Source organism: Lactobacillus sp. UMNPBX4 (assembly GCF_002554115.1).
Lineage (GTDB): Bacteria > Bacillota > Bacilli > Lactobacillales > Lactobacillaceae > Lactobacillus > Lactobacillus gallinarum.
The window spans coordinates 1-17,930 of sequence record NZ_PCZF01000035.1; the positions used below are offsets into that span (position 1 = coordinate 1).

Annotated in this window: 19 protein-coding genes, 1 pseudogene and 1 other annotated feature; of the genes and pseudogenes, 14 read left to right on the forward strand and 6 right to left on the reverse strand. The window is 36.9% G+C overall.

Translation table 11 applies throughout. The features are described 5' to 3' along the window. On the forward strand, positions 1 to 360 hold a 360-nt coding region (locus CP355_RS07225), incomplete at its 5' end, for an RNA-guided endonuclease TnpB family protein (RefSeq protein ID WP_143468924.1). A gap of 182 nt (positions 361 to 542) precedes the next feature. Here CP355_RS07225 and CP355_RS07230 read toward each other — a convergent pair. Next, a pseudogene (locus CP355_RS07230) lies at positions 543 to 1,043 on the reverse strand (hypothetical protein); the annotation flags it as partial. Between the two features lie 88 nt (positions 1,044 to 1,131). On the opposite strand from CP355_RS07230, the gene CP355_RS07235 reads away from it, so the two are divergent. From CP355_RS07235 to CP355_RS10555, 4 genes are all read left to right on the forward strand, one after another. Beyond that, entirely contained in the window at positions 1,132 to 2,403 is a 1,272-nt protein-coding gene (locus CP355_RS07235; RefSeq protein ID WP_098044234.1) for a hypothetical protein, read from the forward strand. Positions 2,404 to 2,547: 144 nt separating this feature from the next. Further along, positions 2,548 to 3,297, forward strand: a complete 750-nt coding sequence (locus CP355_RS07240; protein ID WP_056945490.1) for an ABC transporter ATP-binding protein — start codon at positions 2,548 to 2,550, stop codon at positions 3,295 to 3,297. 12 nt (positions 3,298 to 3,309) lie between these two features. Continuing rightward, positions 3,310 to 5,109: an FtsX-like permease family protein gene (locus CP355_RS07245; RefSeq protein WP_098044235.1), complete on the forward strand. Its 1,800-nt coding sequence runs from the start codon at positions 3,310 to 3,312 to the stop codon at positions 5,107 to 5,109. Positions 5,110 to 5,328: 219 nt separating this feature from the next. Beyond that, positions 5,329 to 5,466, forward strand: coding sequence for a hypothetical protein (locus tag CP355_RS10555; protein ID WP_233187002.1), 138 nt, complete (start codon positions 5,329 to 5,331; stop codon positions 5,464 to 5,466). 57 nt (positions 5,467 to 5,523) lie between these two features. Here the strand turns inward: CP355_RS10555 and CP355_RS07255 are convergent, their stop codons facing one another. Together CP355_RS07255 and CP355_RS07260 are read right to left on the reverse strand one after the other, a co-directional pair. Next, positions 5,524 to 6,174, reverse strand: coding sequence for a histidine phosphatase family protein (locus CP355_RS07255; RefSeq protein WP_098044236.1), 651 nt, complete (start codon positions 6,172 to 6,174; stop codon positions 5,524 to 5,526). Between the two features lie 60 nt (positions 6,175 to 6,234). Further along, complete coding sequence (locus CP355_RS07260; protein ID WP_025006014.1) at positions 6,235 to 6,921, reverse strand: M57 family metalloprotease; 687 nt, start codon at positions 6,919 to 6,921, stop codon at positions 6,235 to 6,237. A gap of 169 nt (positions 6,922 to 7,090) precedes the next feature. Between CP355_RS07260 and helD the strand changes: the two genes are divergently transcribed. From helD to CP355_RS07285, 5 genes are all read left to right on the forward strand, one after another. Then, positions 7,091 to 9,397 carry an RNA polymerase recycling motor HelD gene (gene helD, locus CP355_RS07265; protein WP_098044237.1) on the forward strand — a complete coding sequence of 769 codons (2,307 nt, stop codon included), beginning with the start codon at positions 7,091 to 7,093 and terminating at the stop codon, positions 9,395 to 9,397. 54 nt (positions 9,398 to 9,451) lie between these two features. Then, positions 9,452 to 9,683, forward strand: a binding site (T-box leader). Between the two features lie 152 nt (positions 9,684 to 9,835). After that, the gene (locus tag CP355_RS07270) at positions 9,836 to 10,483 is read left to right on the forward strand and encodes an amino acid ABC transporter permease (RefSeq protein ID WP_098044238.1); all 648 of its coding nucleotides are present in this window, start codon (positions 9,836 to 9,838) and stop codon (positions 10,481 to 10,483) included. A 15-nt stretch (positions 10,484 to 10,498) separates the two neighbouring features. After that, the gene (locus CP355_RS07275) at positions 10,499 to 11,119 is read left to right on the forward strand and encodes an amino acid ABC transporter ATP-binding protein (RefSeq protein ID WP_098044239.1); all 621 of its coding nucleotides are present in this window, start codon (positions 10,499 to 10,501) and stop codon (positions 11,117 to 11,119) included. Positions 11,120 to 11,123: 4 nt separating this feature from the next. Further along, positions 11,124 to 11,927 carry an amino acid ABC transporter substrate-binding protein gene (locus CP355_RS07280; RefSeq protein WP_098044240.1) on the forward strand — a complete coding sequence of 268 codons (804 nt, stop codon included), beginning with the start codon at positions 11,124 to 11,126 and terminating at the stop codon, positions 11,925 to 11,927. Positions 11,928 to 11,929: 2 nt separating this feature from the next. Continuing rightward, positions 11,930 to 12,376, forward strand: coding sequence for a GNAT family N-acetyltransferase (locus tag CP355_RS07285; protein WP_025006009.1), 447 nt, complete (start codon positions 11,930 to 11,932; stop codon positions 12,374 to 12,376). On the opposite strand, the gene CP355_RS07290 is transcribed toward CP355_RS07285, so the two are convergent. Further along, positions 12,373 to 12,933, reverse strand: a complete 561-nt coding sequence (locus CP355_RS07290; RefSeq protein ID WP_098037059.1) for an SGNH/GDSL hydrolase family protein — start codon at positions 12,931 to 12,933, stop codon at positions 12,373 to 12,375. The two genes, CP355_RS07285 and CP355_RS07290, sit on opposite strands and share 4 nt — an antisense overlap. 61 nt (positions 12,934 to 12,994) lie before the next feature. Between CP355_RS07290 and coaA the strand changes: the two genes are divergently transcribed. Beyond that, the gene (gene coaA / locus CP355_RS07295; RefSeq protein ID WP_087176381.1) at positions 12,995 to 13,909 is read left to right on the forward strand and encodes a type I pantothenate kinase; all 915 of its coding nucleotides are present in this window, start codon (positions 12,995 to 12,997) and stop codon (positions 13,907 to 13,909) included. Between the two features lie 35 nt (positions 13,910 to 13,944). Beyond that, complete coding sequence (gene efp / locus CP355_RS07300) at positions 13,945 to 14,517, forward strand: elongation factor P (protein WP_025006006.1); 573 nt, start codon at positions 13,945 to 13,947, stop codon at positions 14,515 to 14,517. Positions 14,518 to 14,565: 48 nt separating this feature from the next. On the opposite strand, the gene CP355_RS07305 is transcribed toward efp, so the two are convergent. After that, the gene (locus tag CP355_RS07305; protein ID WP_098044241.1) at positions 14,566 to 15,867 is read right to left on the reverse strand and encodes an extracellular solute-binding protein; all 1,302 of its coding nucleotides are present in this window, start codon (positions 15,865 to 15,867) and stop codon (positions 14,566 to 14,568) included. A 172-nt stretch (positions 15,868 to 16,039) separates the two neighbouring features. Continuing rightward, positions 16,040 to 16,621, reverse strand: coding sequence for a PepSY domain-containing protein (locus CP355_RS07310; RefSeq protein ID WP_233187003.1), 582 nt, complete (start codon positions 16,619 to 16,621; stop codon positions 16,040 to 16,042). Between the two features lie 180 nt (positions 16,622 to 16,801). On the opposite strand from CP355_RS07310, the gene CP355_RS07315 reads away from it, so the two are divergent. Together CP355_RS07315 and CP355_RS07320 are read left to right on the forward strand one after the other, a co-directional pair. After that, positions 16,802 to 17,257: a MarR family winged helix-turn-helix transcriptional regulator gene (locus CP355_RS07315; RefSeq protein ID WP_025006004.1), complete on the forward strand. Its 456-nt coding sequence runs from the start codon at positions 16,802 to 16,804 to the stop codon at positions 17,255 to 17,257. Further along, positions 17,257 to 17,775 carry a GNAT family N-acetyltransferase gene (locus tag CP355_RS07320; protein WP_098044242.1) on the forward strand — a complete coding sequence of 173 codons (519 nt, stop codon included), beginning with the start codon at positions 17,257 to 17,259 and terminating at the stop codon, positions 17,773 to 17,775. Before CP355_RS07315 ends, CP355_RS07320 begins: the two co-directional genes overlap by 1 nt. Positions 17,776 to 17,930 lie beyond the last annotated feature (155 nt).

A 17,930-nucleotide genomic window follows, 5' to 3' on the forward strand; every position in this document is an offset into this window, starting at 1 on the left:
AAAAACCACGATTTAGTAGTTGCCGAGGAACTAAGAAGCAGAAATCTGTTAAAGAATCATGCCTTATCTCAAGCTATTTCAGATGTTGGTTGGCGCAGCTTCCTGAACATGCTGGCTTATAAGGCAGATCTATATGGCAAAGAATTTCTAACAATTGATCCTAAGTACACCACCCAAAGATGCCATCAATGTGGCAGTATTATGGGGCAAAACGGTTATAAGAAATTAACCCTTAAGGATCGGGAATGGACTTGTCCAATCTGTCGAACGCACCATATTCGTGATTGGAATGCGGCCGTGAACATCTTAGAAAAAGGATTAGGCAAGTGGCAGAATCCTAAAATAAAAAAAGCAGCCTAGAAAGGCTGCAGTCCGCTAGCAATTCGCGGACTTAAAAGGCTTTGGTAAATAGACGACCTCTATCGGCAATAGTCAAAAGACTATTGCTGGTAAGTCAAGTCCGTATCTAAGCAAGTTGGTGTTCTGGTTAGCGTAAGCTAACGAGCCACTAAGCCCTAGACTTCAGTCTAGGGTAGTTGACGTTTAATATGCGGTTTAGTATTTTTGACACGGGTATGAAATTGACTAGAGGTTTGAGCCTCCATAGCGATGTCGGGGCGAATGTAATATAAATCCTGACCATCATAGCTATTGATTAAAAAGACTAGAATGTCATGAACGTCGCAAACGCAGCGCCAGGCCTGCTTTTTATCAGGTTCGATTCTGCTATCGTGGATCGCTGCATTCCCCATCCGGCGGACTTCATCGAATAAATCCATAATGCTTAAAGGATAATCGAGTTCCCCGCGTAAATAATGCGTGTCATTGCGCAAATTGCGATATTCACCGTCTGGCACATGATAATAAGCATTCAGATTCTCTAGTTTGAAGATTTTCTTAGTAAGTGTTTCAAACAAAAGGCGAGAGTTGCTGATGACGTCACGATAATCATCGATTGTGTATAACTTGTGAATCTTTTCAGCAGTAGAGTATTCCTCGTTAAATGTTGGACTATTTTTGACAAAATTGAAGTTAATTTCCATAATTTTTCCTCACAAAAATGAAGATAGTTGCTATTTTGGCTCAACCTGTTAATCTAAATTAAAAGTATTAATTTGGTGGGTTTTAAGTATGAAAAAACGTAAAACTATTTGGTTATTTGGAATTATTGTGATTTTAGTTGGCGGATTAATTACCGCTGGCAATTTTTATTATACAAGAGATCGGCAGATTAGCCGCATTGTTGCCAACTTAAAAGACCCTAAGACGGGGATGGCGCAATATGTGATTGCTTCAACTCCTGATATGAAGGTAACCGATGATAGTTTAAAGCCGTTGCAAAATTATTTTAAGAATCATGCAGCGGCTGCAAAAAAATTGGATTCTAACTTACGCCATGATCGTGACAATGGTGAGATTCAATTAGTTGAAGCCGGTCGCTATTTCTTATTTTTCAGTAAATATAAGTTGCGAGTGCAGTGCTATCGTCCGCAGGTTCAAACCAACCATGCCAATTCGGCTTTGTTTGTTAACGGGGAAGATTACGGCAAAATGAATGGCGGCAATCAGAATTACTATCAAGATTTAGGATTAGTTTTCCCTGGTCGTTACCATATTTTGGTTAAATCCAAGGTTAACAATAGAAAGTTAGATGCTGACTCGATTGTAAATATTTGGTCAAATAAGACGGTAGATATGAAAATTAAAACCGCCACTTTCCAAATTCGCAGCGTTCCTAATGGCGTAGTTTATATCAATGATCATAAAACAGCCACTCTTAATAAAAAAGGCCACTATACATTTAAGGATTATCCGCTTGCTAAGAGAATGGAAATTTTTGTTAAAAGCAAGGTTGATGGTCAAACCATTAAATCTGAAAATGTGACAGATTTATCACAATCAATCAGTTCGGAATTTAGCGATAGTGAAGACGATGTAACTGATTATGATGGTGCAGCAGATTACCAAGGCAATGGTGAAAAAGACGTTTACCAAGATGCAGAAGGTGACTATATTGTTAACCCAATTTGGCCAGGTTTAATTAAAGTTGAAAATGCGGCGAGAATACTGTATACCAACTTTAAAAAGCCGATGGTAACCAATTTTGAAAATGGTAAAGAAAACGCCGATTATAAGAAGATTGAGCAACAAATCAAGAAGTGGAAAAAGGATAAGAAACTTAAGAAGTTCACCGTTAAGGTCAAAGTTTTATCTGTTTTGCCAGGTAAGCGCAATTATAGCAAGATTGATTATGAAGTAACTTTTGTTAAAAAGTATAAAGACAAGAGCAAAAAGAAAGAGAAACTGTTATATCGGGATGCAATTTTACATCTAGTAAACGGCCATCAAGAGATTCAAACATTAGGAAAATGTAAATTAATCAAAACAAAAACTAGCAACTAAATGTTGATAGATCAAGGTTCTTCACGCGTTAAGACGTGAAGAACTATTTTTTTACGCAAAAATAGATTGACAAAAGGCCAATATCATATTAGTGTATTAATTGAATAATACAGTAAAACAAATTGGGGAGAAAGAGGTATAAAAATGAACGAAATTCTTGTGGTTGACAACGTCACCAAAACTTACGGTAAAAAAGGCGAAAAACAATACCAAGCTTTGAAGGGCATCAATTTTAAGATTGCCGCAGGTGAATTTGTAGCAATCATGGGTGCTTCTGGCTCTGGTAAGACTACTTTACTTAACATTCTTTCAACTTTAGATAAACCAACTACGGGTCAAGTTTTCATTAATAAGCATGATGTTAGCACTTTGAATACTAATCAGATGGCTGACTTCCGTAGCAAAGAAATAGGTTTTATTTTCCAAGACTTTAATTTGCTAGAAAATTTGTCTAATCGAGAAAATATTGCATTACCACTTAGCTTGCGTGGATTATCAGCACGCAGAATTAATCCACTTGTGGATAGAATTGCAGCAAAATTAGGAATTAAAGAAATTTTGAATAAGTACCCTGCAGAAATTTCAGGGGGACAAAAGCAGAGAGTAGCGGCTGCACGTGCCTTGGTTCACGAACCATCAATCTTACTGGCCGATGAACCAACCGGTGCGCTTGATTCTAAGAGTGCAAGAGAATTACTAAACACGATGGAAAACTTAAACAAGCATGACGGCGTAACAACTTTGATGGTTACCCACGATCCATTTTCAGCAAGTTTTGCTAATCACATTTTATTCATCAAAGACGGTAAAATCGGTGAACAAATGATTAAAGGTGAAAAATCTAGAACAGACTTCTACCATGAATTGATTGCTCACTTGGGTACTGAGGAATAGGAGGAAGGAAAAATGATTTGGAAATTATCTTTAACCGGGATTAAAAGCCGGTTCAAAGACTACACGGTCCTGTTTTCAGGATTGGTAGTTGCAAGTACAATCTTTTATATGTTCTTATCCTTGGCAATTAACCCAGGCTTCATGAGTAAAGATGTTAATGCACCAGGACAATACTTAAGCTTCATCTTTGGCTTCGGGATTGTCTTACTCGCAATTATTACTTTCGTTTACTTGGTTTATGCGAATTCATTTTTGCTCAGCATGCGCCAGCACGACTATGGCATGTTCATGATGCTAGGGGCAAAAAGTTCTAAGCTTGGTTTGCTGATTTTCTGTGAAACCTTGTTAACAGGGATTTTGGCAGCTATTTTGGGAATTATTGTTGGCTTGGGCTTAACTGCTCTTGCGTCTAAATTATTGATTAGCAGTTTAGACTTACATATTACGCACTTTCAGATAATTTTGCCTAATGCAATTTTATGGACATTGATTTTCTTTGTAGTTGTATTCTTTTTAGCAGCGTTGAGAAATGTGCATAAACTTGTGCGTAGTAAAGTGATTGACTTGCTTCATGAGAGTCAAAAGCCAATTAAGATCAGCCGCAAGAACGGCTTGCGCGTGGTTGAAGCTATCTTAGGTCTTTTGCTTTTAGCAGCAGGCTATTACATTATGGGGATGCCCGCTAATGCTATTTTCTTCATCATTCCAGCAGCATTAGTAACTATCGTGGCAGGCTCATACTTCACTTTTGATTCATTTTTCACTCTCATCATCAATCTTTTGCTCAAGAAAAAAGGCTTCGCTTACCGCGGTATTCGCGTCTTTACTCTTGGACAACTAAAATTCAGAATTCGTGATTACACACGTATTCTTTCCGTTATCTCACTACTTTTCGCTTTAGCTCTTGGTGCGATTACTGTTGGTCTTAACTTCAATTCATTGAAGAACCAAGCAGTAGTCAGCGACTACTATGATGCACAGATTGTGCAAAATACACCAGCTGTGCAAAAAAATGTGGACAAGTTAGATATTAAATCTAAGGCTACTTACCACTACGTTGAAACTAAGAAAGAACTATTCTTTAACAAGGCTGATTTCGACAAAAAGCCATTTAAATATATTAAATTTAGTCAACACGGTAATGATTTCCCAACTTATACACCAACTGTAGCCAAGACCAAAGATTTGGTTACTCCTGGTAATTCTGCTAATACCCGTTTGAGCATGATGCTACTTAATGGCACTAAAAAGATTGAACTAGTTTCTCCAGCTAAATTTAATACTATTCAAGGACAAAAGAAGTTTATAACTTTAATTAGAGTTAAGGATTTTGTTAAAGACTATCCAACTTTAACAAAGATTGAAAAGCTTCAAATGACTTCACCTATGATTAGTAGAGTGTTGAGCAACACTAAGCCATTTACTTATCAAGTAGTGCTTGGCTTTGCCAGCGGTTTCGAATTCATGGGTTTCTTCCTAGGAATCGCGTTCCTAACCATGCTCGCTTCAACTTTGATGTTCAAAGTTTTAAGCGGCGCCGCCAGCGACAAAGTACGTTACGAAATGCTCTACAAGATTGGGACTAGGGAAAAGATGCTTAGAAAATCAATTAGAAATGAAATTGGGGTGCTATTTGCTTTACCTGGAGCACTAGGTATCATCGATGTTCTCTTCGGTTTGAGATTGTTCAAGGCATTATTACCTAAGCCATACATGGGCATCTGGCTACCATTCTTAATTTTCATCGTACTTTACTTCATTTACTACATTGTGACTGTAAAATTATACGAGAATATAGTGCTGAAAAAGTAGAATCTTAGGCTTAAATCAGTACTCGTTAATAAGCTAGGTATACGAAAAAGCTGTCAAAATGACAGCTTTTTTAATATGCATATTTGAAAACTTACTTTCTACACCCGGTTAACTGTTGGCGATCATGTAACAATCATTGGTCCAGCAAACTATTTAACTAATGCCATTAAGACAATTGGTTATGAAAAAGTTACTGGAACCAAAACAGATGTTAGCTTCATGTCAATAGGTATCTTGCTTGGTGCTATCGTAATTACGATTCACAAGATCCCACTTACTCTTGGTGGCGGTAGTGGTGCATTGTTCGCTGGTCTGAACTTTGGCTGGCTGCAACAAAAGCACCCGATCCTGATATAGCGTTCATTAAAAAGAGAAGCCTAGATCAAGTTGATCTAAGCTTCTTTTTGTATATGCTCATAAATGCATTTTGTTCCAAATAGGGATCTTGATGTCGCCTTTATCGCTCATGGTCATCACGGTAATTGAGGCATTCTTTGGACCGGGTACAAGAGGGATGTTATCGCCGTAACGGTACCACAAGCTTCTAATAGTAAAGCCATGGGTAACCAACAAGATGTTTTCAGCTCCATCAAGTTCACTGATCATCTTTAAACCATTTTCCATGCGAGACCAATATTCTTCAGCATCTTCTGCTTGGTGGTATGGGTCAGCTTCTTTGATCCAATCTTTAATGGTATCGATACTTTCATGTTTAAACATTTCTTGTCTAGTAGCGTAGCCGTGACTGCCACCGATCATGCGCCAAGCCATTTCAGAATCCATTCCTTCAAAATAGCCATAGAATTGTTCTCTGAAAAATGGACTGACAATATGCTGCAATTCATCTTTGTTAACGTTGTATTTCATGATTGTTTCGCAGGTGTCGCTAGCTCTTTTTAAATCACTAGATAAGGCAATGTCAAAAGAAACGTCGTGCAATGCCTTGCCAGCTTCTTCGGCACCTTCAATTCCTGCAGTAGTTAGTGGGGTATCACACCAACCTTGCATCTTGTTATAACGATTGATATAAGTTTGACCATGACGGACAATATAGATTCTTTTCATAATTTTCTCCTCATCAAAAAACTCCTCTTTATTTTAGAAAAAAGAGAGGAGTAATTAAAGTTAATTGTTTTCGTGGTAGATTTTTCTCAATTTTTTGATATCTTGTGGCTGAATGGTGTAAATTGATCCTTTAGGATACATGACTGAAACGCTGTTGGTGTGATTTAAACCAATCGCATGTCCTAGTTCATGTTCAGCGGTGTTGATAATTCGATTATTGCTGTAACCGTACCACTCATTTTGCAAGTAATAGCGGTTGAGATGAACATCTGCCTTTAATAAATGTCCAGTTGCTGGATTATAAGTTGTAGCCGTTTCACCAGCAGCATTTGTGTCGCTATCATCCACAATGCTGATAACGATTTGTGCCTTCTTTTTATTACTAATTTGGTGAAAAGTGAAGGCTCCGGTTCGATTCCAAGCATTCATGGCATCGATTGCAGCTGAACGTAACTGTAAGTTATTTTTGACATCTACGTAAACATTTGCTTTCGGTTTTGACCATGTCCGGTTTTCAAAGGTATCATCATCTTTTGCTTTATCAGTTCTGGTAGAAGTGTCTTTATCGCCTAATTTAGGCGGGGTAGTAGTTCCATTTTTTAATAATTGCTGAATGCGATAATTTAATGTAGTCAGAGAATCTTGCGTTGCCATGCGCATGTTAGAATCATTTTTATAAGACCAAACGGCAAAGGCGAGTACTGCAAGCAAGAAAATATTTCTGATGATTCTAAAAAACGTTCTCATAATTTTCAACTCCAATGTTGAAATTATAATCTTCAAATCTTAAGTTTTCATCTATTTTTACTTGTATTTTGCCTATGAGCGTGCAGACTACTATAAAAGCGCTACTCATGATAAAAAAGCGCTACTCATGATAAAATAGAATGCGAGTTTTTAAAGAAAAGGTGATTAAATGACCACAGCAAAAAATGAAAATAGTGAAGAAGCACTTGAACAAAAACACCTTGATAATATTATGAAACAAATCAAGGAACGTGAAAAATCTTTAAAAAAGTCAATTAAATCCGCTGAAGGCGAAGCTAGAAATCTTAATTCACACTTCTTTGATGATGTTAAGTTGGATTATGATGGTTACTCGACTTCAATGGAAACCGCCTTGTCGATTCATCAACAGCAGCAATTATTAAGTGAACGCGAACATGCTTGGCAGCATTCAGCTAAGCAATTGGATACCGTTGAAAGGCTGGAAAAACGGCCATATTTTGCTCGAGTTGATTTTAAAGAGCAAGGGGAAAAGAAGCCTGAAACTATTTATATTGGTTTGGGATCTTTTGCAGATAAAAACGATCACTTTTTGATTTATGACTGGCGTGCGCCTATTTCTTCAATTTATTACGATGGTAAGTTAGGTGAAGTATCTTATAATTCGCCAGAAGGCAAAATTACCGTTGATATGACTAAGAAACGCCAATTCATGATTGAAGATGGCAAGATTGTCAACATGTTTGACACCAATGAGTCAATCGGTGACCAAATGCTTTTAGAGGTTTTATCTGAAAAATCATCAACTCAGATGAAATCAATCGTAACTACGATTCAACAAGAACAAAATAAGATTATTAGAAATACTAGTGCTGACTTGCTTTTCGTTCAAGGTGCTGCAGGTTCTGGTAAAACTAGTGCAATTTTGCAAAGAATTGCATTCCTGCTTTATCGTTACCGTGGTAATTTGACTTCTAGTGATGTTATCATGTTCAGTCCTAACCAATTGTTTAATGACTATATTAAGAATGTTTTGCCTGAAATGGGTGAACAAAATATGGTACAGATGACTTACTGGCAATTTGTTGCCCGCCGGCTTCCAGGGATGAATGTGGAAAACCTGTTTAAACAATTTGAAGATCAAAATGCGGATACTAATATTAGTAAATTTAAGGATTCGGTTAACTTCTTTAATTTGGTAACACGTTATGCAAAGCATTTAAATAAACGCGGTGTAGTCTTTAAGAATATTTATTTCCGTGACAAGAAGAAGCCTTACTTTGATAAGGAAAAGATCAAGGAAATCTATTACTCATATAACGAGAATTACAATTTGGCTAACCGCATTGATGCAACGCGTGAAGAATTGATTAAGATGCTTAATCGCAAGATCGCGCCAGAAGCTAGAAAAGCTTGGGTTGCTCGCACCATTGAAGGGATGAGTCAATCTGAGTTAAATGAATTGTACGATCGACCTGATCAAGAATTTGAATCAGAAGCTAAGGAAGAGGCATTCTTAGGCAGAAAGATTGTACTTAAGGCATTGAAGGGCGTGCACAAGCGTATTTTGCATAATCACTTTATCAATATGCGTGCGCAATACTTAAGCTTCTTGCGTGCTGTACCTAAGATGGTTGATTTAGCTAAGTGGAATATCGATGAAGAAGACTGGATGCATCATATTGATGAAGTTAAGGAAAATTTCAAGAAGCATGATATTGCAATCACTGATGTTTCTGCTTATCTTTACTTGTATGATTTAATTACTGGTCGTAGAACCGATTATGAAATGCGGTATGCTTTCATCGACGAAATTCAAGATTATACGCCATTCCAATTGGCCTACCTTAAATATAATTTCCCACGTGCCAAATTCACGATGCTCGGTGATTTGAATCAGGCTATTTTTACTAAGGATGAAAGCCGCAGTTTGCTCAAGCAGATTTCAGGTTTATTTGATCCAGAAAAAATCGATGTGGTCCAACTTACTAAGTCATATCGTTCGACTAAGCAACTGACTAACTTTACCAAGCAGATTTTGCGTCAAGGTGAAAAGATCGAAGCCTTTAACCGTCAAGGTCCAAAGCCTGTGATTTGGGGTAGAGATGGCGATGAACAGGCAATTGATGTTTTAGTCGATGTTTTACGTGATAATGAAAAGCGCAAGATGACTACTGCTATCATTACGAAGGATTTGGCTGGTGCTAAATTTGTCCATGAAAAGTTGAGCGAAAAAGGTGAAAAATCCACTTTGATTGCGACGGCTAACCAGCGTTTAGTTGATGGCACCTTGGTTATTCCATCATATTTGGCTAAAGGACTAGAGTTTGATGCTGTAGTTATGTGGGGCGCAAATAAAAAGAATTATCATCAATTAGATGAAACGCAACTTGTTTACACGATTACATCTCGTGCTATGTACAAGTTAGACGTGATTTACACTGGTGAAAAGAGTCCGCTTTTAGATGTGGATCCAGTTACTTATGAAGAAAAGTAATTAATAAATAATTGACAAATACTAATTAATCTTATAAGATTTATAGCAATATTAAAAACAACTTAGAACAGAAGCAGTAAGGCTAGCTGCGGTAATAGAGAGTTTCTGATGGTGGAAATGAAACACGAGCTAATCCGAAGTCACATCTGTGAGTTGATTTTCTGAATTGAGTAGGAAGACTCGGGATAGCCCGTTATAGCTAAAGGTTGATTATTAACTTATTGAGGCAGGTTATGTGAATAGCCTGTGAATATGAGGTGGAATCGCGATTTCATTCGCCCTCGTAGCCAATTGGCTATGGGGGCTTTTTTTTAAGATAATCAACCTAGTGAGGCATTTTGCGTGAGCAGATGCGAAGATGAGGTGGAAACACGATCAGTTCGTCCTCTTAGGTTAGTCCTAAGAGGGCTTTTTTATTAGAAAAATGCAGGTGAGGATATGTCATTAAAATATATTGGAGAAATTTTACCAGCCCTTTTTAACGGTGCAACGATGACGCTTAGTATTTTCTTTTGGACTATTATTTTGGCAACGCCGCTCGGAATCTTAGTTTCACTTGGAGAAATGAGCAAAATTAAGCCAATTAAATGGCTAGTTAATTTTTACGTTTGGATCATGCGGGGTACACCACTGTTATTGCAATTGATTTTTGTATTTTATGGTTTACCAATTATCCATATTGTATTTCCACGTTATCAGGCAGCGCTTCTTGCCTTTGTGTTAAATTATGCTGCATATTTTGCGGAAATCTTCCGGGGCGGTTTTCAATCAATTGATAAAGGACAATTTGAAGCCGCAAAAGTGTTACGCTTGAATCGCTGGCAAACAATGACCCAGATTGTCATTCCCCAGGTAATCAAAATTGTTTTACCTTCAATTGGTAACGAAGTGATCAACTTGGTTAAGGACTCATCACTTGTTTATGTGATCGGCTTAGGCGATTTACTTCGAGCAGGTAATGTAGCAATGGCGCGTGATGTAACGCTGATACCATTAGTTTTAGTAGGCGTGATTTATCTACTTTTAATTAGTATTTGTGCTTTTGTTTTGAAAAAGTTGGAAAAGCACTTCTCTTATTACAGATAGTGACAGGTGGATTAAATGTTAGAAGTAAAAAACTTATACAAAGAATTTAATAATCGACCAATTTTGAAAGATATCTCTTTTACTCTAAAAGATGGTGAAATCATGACCATTGTTGGTCCATCTGGTGCAGGGAAAACCACGCTTCTTAGAATTATTGCCGGTCTTGAAACCAAGGATAGCGGCGAAATTTTAATTGATAGTCAAGCTTATGATTCAGGTAAAGTTGGCGTGGTATTTCAGGATTATAATCTTTTCCCTAACTTGAATGTGTTGCAAAATATTACCCTGGCACCGACGATGGTACTTAAGGAGAGCAAGGAAGAAGCTAATAAGAAGGCTTATGAATTGCTTAATCGTTTGCAAATGAATGGCCGTGAGAAGCAATATCCTTATGAATTGTCTGGTGGTCAAAAGCAGCGTATCGCCATTGCACGGGCCTTGGCAATGAAGCCACGCATTCTCTGTTATGATGAACCAACATCAGCGCTTGATCCTAATTTGCGCAAAGAGGTTGAGAGGATGATCTTAGGTCTGAAAAAATCCGGGTTAACGCAATTAATTATTACGCACGACTTGCAGTTTGCAGAGAATGTGGCAGATCAGATGTTAAAGGTTCAACCATTAAGTGAGGGATAAGCTCATGAAAAAATGGATAATAGCAATTATTGGAATTCTAGTACTGACTTTAACTGGGTGCGCTAAGTCCAATAATGCTGATACGTGGCAAACAATTGAAAAGAATAAGCAAGTGGTCATCGGTTTAGATGATAGCTTTGTGCCAATGGGATTTGAGAAGAAAAATGGCCAACTTACAGGTTACGATATTGATTTAGCAAGAGCCGTTTTTAAGGAGTATGGCATTAAAGTTAGTTTTCAAACGATCGACTGGTCGATGAACGTAACGGAACTGCGTAACGGCACTATTGATTTGATTTGGAACGGCTACAGTATTACGCCTGAACGAAAGAAGAAGGTGGCTTTTAGTCGTCCATATTTGCGTAATCGTCAAGTTTTGGTTGTAAAGAAAAATAGCGGCATCGACAATTTTGCGCAAATGAAAAAGTATGAATTGGGGATGCAAACTGGTTCAACCGCGGAGCAGTGGTATGAGACTAAGCAGAATGTCTTGCATGCTAAAAAGACAATTTTGTACGATACAATTTCTAATTCATTCTTAGATTTAAATTCAGGTCGTATCCAAGGAATCTTGCTTGATGAAGTTTACGCCGATTACTACATTGCACACATGGCTAAGAGTAGCGAGTATAAGGTGATACAAAATGACCGTGTACCGATGGATCTGTTTGCGGTCGGGATGCGTAAAGATGATAAGACTTTGCAAAAAAAGCTCAACGAGGGCTTGGCTAGATTGCAGAAAAATGGCAAGTTAAGACAAATTAATGAGAAATGGTTTGGTAAAGATAGTAATTATTTAGGAAAGTAACGATGAATAATAATTTTTCTTTTAAAAAGATTGATGAAATGACGAGCAGAGAAATGTTTGCCGTAGCTCGCCTGCGTAATGAAACTTTTGTAGCAGAACAAAAAATTACATTGCCAGATTTAGATGATCAAGATTTAACAGCAGTTCAAGTTTTTTTGCTAAATGAAAAACAGACGGATGCCCTTGCAACATGTCGTCTGTTTGTGGAAAAAGATAAATGGATGCTGGGCCGCGTTGCAGTTTCAAAGAAAAGTCGCGGCCAAAGCTTAGGTAAGAAAATGCTGCTAGCTGTGCATAATTACTTAAAAGAGCAAAATGCCTCAGCCTTGTATTGTCATGCTCAAATGCATGTTAAGCCATTCTATGAAAAGTTAGGTTATCAAACATGCGGCGAGCCATTTGATGAGGGCGGCGTTGAGCATATTATGATGAAGAAGAGCTTGAGTTAATCAAGTTCTTTTTTGATTGCCGGCATAATTTGGTTAACTAAAAATTCGTTGCCTTTGTCTGTTAGATGCTGTCCATCTTTTTGATAGTATGTCGAAATGGCCTTGAGCTTTCTAAAGGCGGGTAAGATATCCACAAATTGTGCACTGTACTTTTCTGCAACCTTTTTAGCAATGCCGTTGAAAAGATCTAATCTTTCATCTCCGTAAAATTGGTTAATTTCACTGTTGGTAGGATCAGGATAACAGAGGCCAACAACTATGGCTTTGCCTACTTGGGTGAGAACTTCATTTAGATTGCGCTCATAACTTTCTGGGCGAATTCCCCAGCCGGTTGCGGCATCATTATTACCGTATTCAACTACAACTAAATCTCTTTTTTGAGGAATTAGATGCAAATAATCTATTGCTTCAACGGTAGTGGCACCACTTTTAGAGATGTTTTCCACCTGTGCATAATCTTTTAGCTCTTTTTGAAATAGATTAGTAACTAAATCTGTGTCTTGACCATCGCGAAAGCCGTTAAAGATAGAATCACCGAATAAAATTATTTTTTTCATAATTTAATGCCTTTCAATTATAATAAGTAAATGTATGTAAAAGAAAAAATGGATAATAGCAATGAAAAATTATACGAGTTTTGAAAGAAATGAATGGGCTAAACTAGCTCCAAAAAATAAAGTAAATATTACTAAAGAAGAATTAACACAAATCAAGTCACTAGGCGATGTAGTCGATTTGACCGATGTGCATGAAATTTATACTAGCCTAATTAGCTATCTACATTTAGTTTATCAGGATAAACAACAAGCGCGCCAAGCTCAGATTAGATTTTTGCATAAATCTTTTGAACCAGCACCGTTTATCATCGGTATTTCAGGTTCGGTAGCTGTAGGAAAGTCGACTACGGCGCGTCTTTTGCAGCTACTTTTGCAAAGAACTTATCCCAATCTCAAAGTACATTTAATGACCACGGATGGTTTTATTTATCCAAATAAAGAATTGGAGCGTAAGGGATTAATGTCACGCAAGGGATTCCCTGAAAGCTATAATATGGCCTTATTAAGTGACTTTTTGTGGGATGTTTTAAGTGGTAAAAAGGATATTGTTTACCCACTTTATTCACAAGAATTGAGCGATATTGTTCCTGGAAAATATGGTCATGTTAAGAACCCAGATATTTTAATTATTGAAGGAATCAATACTCTGCAACTACCGGAAAGTGGACAAGTTGTGACTAGTGACTTTTTTGATTTTTCAATTTATATCGATGCGGAAGAAGATTTAATTGAAAAATGGTATATGCAACGATTCCAAAAAGTATTGAAATTGAATAAAAACAAGCCTGATAATTTTTATTATCAAATGGCTAATGGACCACTAGATCAAGCGATGCAGTTTGCCGAAGAAGTATGGCAAATGGTCAATTTAGTAAACCTTCGTGAATACATTGCTCCAACTAAAGAACGTGCAAGCCTAATTTTGCATAAGACTGATGGACATTTAATTGACAAGATTTATTTGAGACATATTTAGTTTGTTATAATCTATGTGTAGATAAGGAGAATTTTATGCAAGCAATTAATTTGAAAAAAGGCATGATTTTTAGTCAAGATGGTAAGTTAATTAAGGTTTTAAAGGCTAACCACCATAAGCCAGGTAAGGGTAACACCGTTATGCAAATGGATTTGCGTGATGTTAAGAGCGGTGCTGTTGTCCACAAGACTATGCGTCCAACTGAAAAAGTAGATTTAGTTGATATCACTAAGAGAACTGCACAATACCTCTATGGTGAAGGCGATGTTTATACCTTTATGGACACTGAAACTTATGATCAATACGAAGTTTCTGCTGACCAATTAGGTGATGATGTTAAGTTTTTAATGCCTAACATCATGGTAGATATGGAATTCACTGGTGACAACAAGATTATCGGTATTGAATTGCCATCAACTGTTGAAATGACTGTTAAGGAAACTCAACCAGAAATTAAGGGTGCTACTGTTGCTGGTGGTGGTAAGCCAGCTACAATGGAAACAGGTTTGGTTGTTCAAGTTCCTGACTTCATTAAGGAAGGCGAGAAGTTGATTATCGGTACTGAAAATGGTGATTACAAGTCACGTGCCGACAGTCAACCGAGATAAAAATAGGCAGAAAAAAAGCTCTCGAAAGAGAGCTTTTTATTTTGCACTTTATTGTTTCCAAGCGGCATCAAATTTTTGCTTACCGTTGTCAATTTGGCTGTTAACATTTTGACCTTTTTGAGCTGCGGATAAGATGTTTTGCATAATGCTGTCTAATTGGTTGTAGGCAGCATTAGAGTTCTTTTTAGCTGGAACACTGTAGAGGTGCTTCATTGCTGCTTTCAACTTAGTAGGCATCTTGATGTTCTTGTTATCAAGGAATTCCTTGTCGTCAAGTACGCCGTTATTAACTGGAGTGTAACCAGTAGCATTTGCCCACTTAAGTTGTGAGGATTCAGAAGTTAAGAATTTCATGTACTTGAAGGCGGCAGCTCTTTGCATTGATGAAGCTTCTTTAAACATGTAGATGTCAGTACCTTGTTGCATGGTATATTTGCCAGGACGAGGAGCAACATCGTAAGTAAACTTGTTGCCAACACCTTGTTTTACAAAGCCTTCACCTGCAGAAGTACCGATGAACATTGCGACTTTTTCGTTAGCAAATGGACCAGATAAGTAGTGTTCAGAACCAGCTACACGGAAGTAACCCTTCTTTACGCCTTCTGCATAGTAATTGATAACTTTCTTTGAAGCAGCACCGGTGAAATTAATCTTGTCGGTAAAGTTAATGCCTTCATCCTTCATACCAAGGGTGTAGTAGTTGGCTAATGAATCAAAGCCAGCACCGACTACCTTGTGGTTACTCTTCTTGTAGATAGTTTCAGAGACTTGTTTGAGTTCCTCCATTGTTGTAGGAACTTTTTTAATGCCATATTTCTTGAACATAGTCTTGTTGTAAGTCAAAGATTCGATAGATTTGTTAAATGGAATACCATATTGGGTACCTTTAATTTGGGCACCATCTAACAATTCAGTTCGAATATTAGAAGCTTTGGCGCTGCCCCAACCAACATTTTTATTGTTGATGTAAGGAGTTAAATCAACCAACATTCTATTTTGAGCGGCATTATATAACCAGCCAGGGTAAGCTTGGGTAATTGTTGGCAAATTCTTAGGTGATTGCATAGTAGAATTGATCTTGCCTTGCAAATCAATGTAAGAGCCTTGGTTTTCCAGCTTGATCTTAATGTTAGGATTCTTCTTTTCAAAATCATTAGTTAATTGCTTAAGAGTATTTTCTTGAGCACCATGCATCCCGTGCCAAAATACTACAGTAGTCTTTTTAGTGATTTTAGATGGAATCTTAGCATCATTTGAAGATGAATTGTTTTTACCATTGGAACAAGCAGCTGTACCTACTAACGCAAGGCCGGCTACAGCAAAAGTGATTAATTTTTTACCTAATCTCATTAGTAATCCTCCGATGAATATTTTTATAAACACTAGCTATTGTAGCATATAAAATATTGACTACAAGATCTTGTATTTTGATAAAAATGTGTTATGGAAGTGAGGATGTCAATTTGGATTGTATATAACAAAAGCTGATTACAATGCTAGGTTGCAATCAGCTAAAAATTTTTTAAATAATATTTTTGTTTAAAGCATCGATTTTTAATTCACGTTTTTGATTATTATAAATTAGATTGATTTTCCAAATAGCCTTGCCGTCTTCATCGGTTAATTCCCAAAGAATTGGGGTGGCACCGCGTAATTCTCTGAGTGCAACGGCATTGGCCTCTTGCCGAGAAATGGTCTTTTTAAGATTTAATACTTCTTCTTTATTGTAATCGTAATCTAAAAGCTGAGTAGATTGTCCCATGATTTTGTTATTGGTTGCATCGAGCTGAATAGTGCAATCTTTTATGGAATCAAAACCAACAATGGTGTAAACATAAGTATCGTTTTTTAAGGCTAAAGTAATGGATTTAATCTCAGCGTTTGAATACAAGGATTTGAATTTTTGGATTGCGGAAACTTGACTCATTCTAATTTGGGGCAATTTGTTGCTAGAATAGTTTACATTTTTTGGTAAAACATTCTTAGTGGTTATTGAAAAATTGATAGGCTTTTGTGGTTGTTGCTTGATCCAGAAAATGGTCGAAAATACACCGATTAAAATTCCTGTAACGCCAATTAAAACGGGTTTGATAAATTTCTTCATAATAGTCCTCTGTTGTGTAGTTTTGTTGAATTTATCTAAATTATAAACTATATAATCTAAAAGTGACATAGCGTTACTGTTTGCTTAAAAATTTCTTATGTCTTTTGTTGTTATTTTGTAATGTTTATTTTATTGTTGCATTTGCAACAATAATTAATATAATATTCTTAAGGTGAAAAAATGGAAGAAGATATTTTAAGACGAATCGGAACGATTGCCCGTGCTCTGGATTCAATTGCTAATGTTGAGTTTAAGGAGATTGAGCTCAATCGTGGTCAGTATTTGTATTTGACTAGAATTAAGGAAAATCCGGGGATTATTGCTAATCATTTAGCTGAGTTGTTGAGTGTTGATCGTACGACCACTGCTAGAGCTATTCAAAAGCTTGAAAAAAACAGTCTGATTGAAAAGAAGAATGATCAGAAAAATAGAAAGATCAAGCATTTGTTTGTCACGGATAAAGGCGAGAAGTTAGCGCAGAAAATTGAGCAGGAGAATGCCTATTCAAATGAGTTGGCTTTAACAGGATTAGATTCAGTACAGAGAGCGGAATTAACTGCCTTACTGCAGATAGTAGAAAAGAATGTCAGTGCCAATTGGTATTTTGTTAAAAACGGCGGAAAGAGGGAATATTAATGGATTACACAATTAAGTCTATAACAACTAATGATGTGGAGAAGTTGCAAGAAGTATCACGTGAGACTTTCAAGGATACTTTTGATGACTATACTGCTCCAGATGATATGAAGCGCTTTTTGAAAGAAGATTATGAAACCAGCAAGTTGATTAAGGAAATAGAAAATCCGAATAGTCGCTTCTTTTTCTTGATGGTGGGCGATGAAGTAGCAGGCTACTTGAAGATTAATGTAGGGGATGCGCAAACTGAGCATTTAAAAGAAAATGCTTTAGAAGTGGAACGCATTTACTTATTGCCAAGTTTTCAACATAAAGGATTAGGTAATGTGTTGCTAGATTATGCAGAAGATACGGCAAGAAAAGAGGGCTATGATTATATGTGGCTTGGCGTTTACGAAAAGAATATTAATGCCCAACATTTCTACAAGCATCATGGTTTTGAAAAGGTAAGCGAGCATACTTTTCAAGTTGGTAGCGATCCACAAACTGACTGGTTATTACTTAAAAAATTGCAATAGAAGTGTCTGGGAAAAAACTAACCCTTAGATACTGAAAGACGATCAATCCAACTCTTAATTTGAGTTGCTTGACCGTCTTTTTCTGTCTATTTTTATTTTTGAACAAAGAAAATTGGTCTTTTGACCATCTTCTGTTCCAATATTTGCTTAAATTC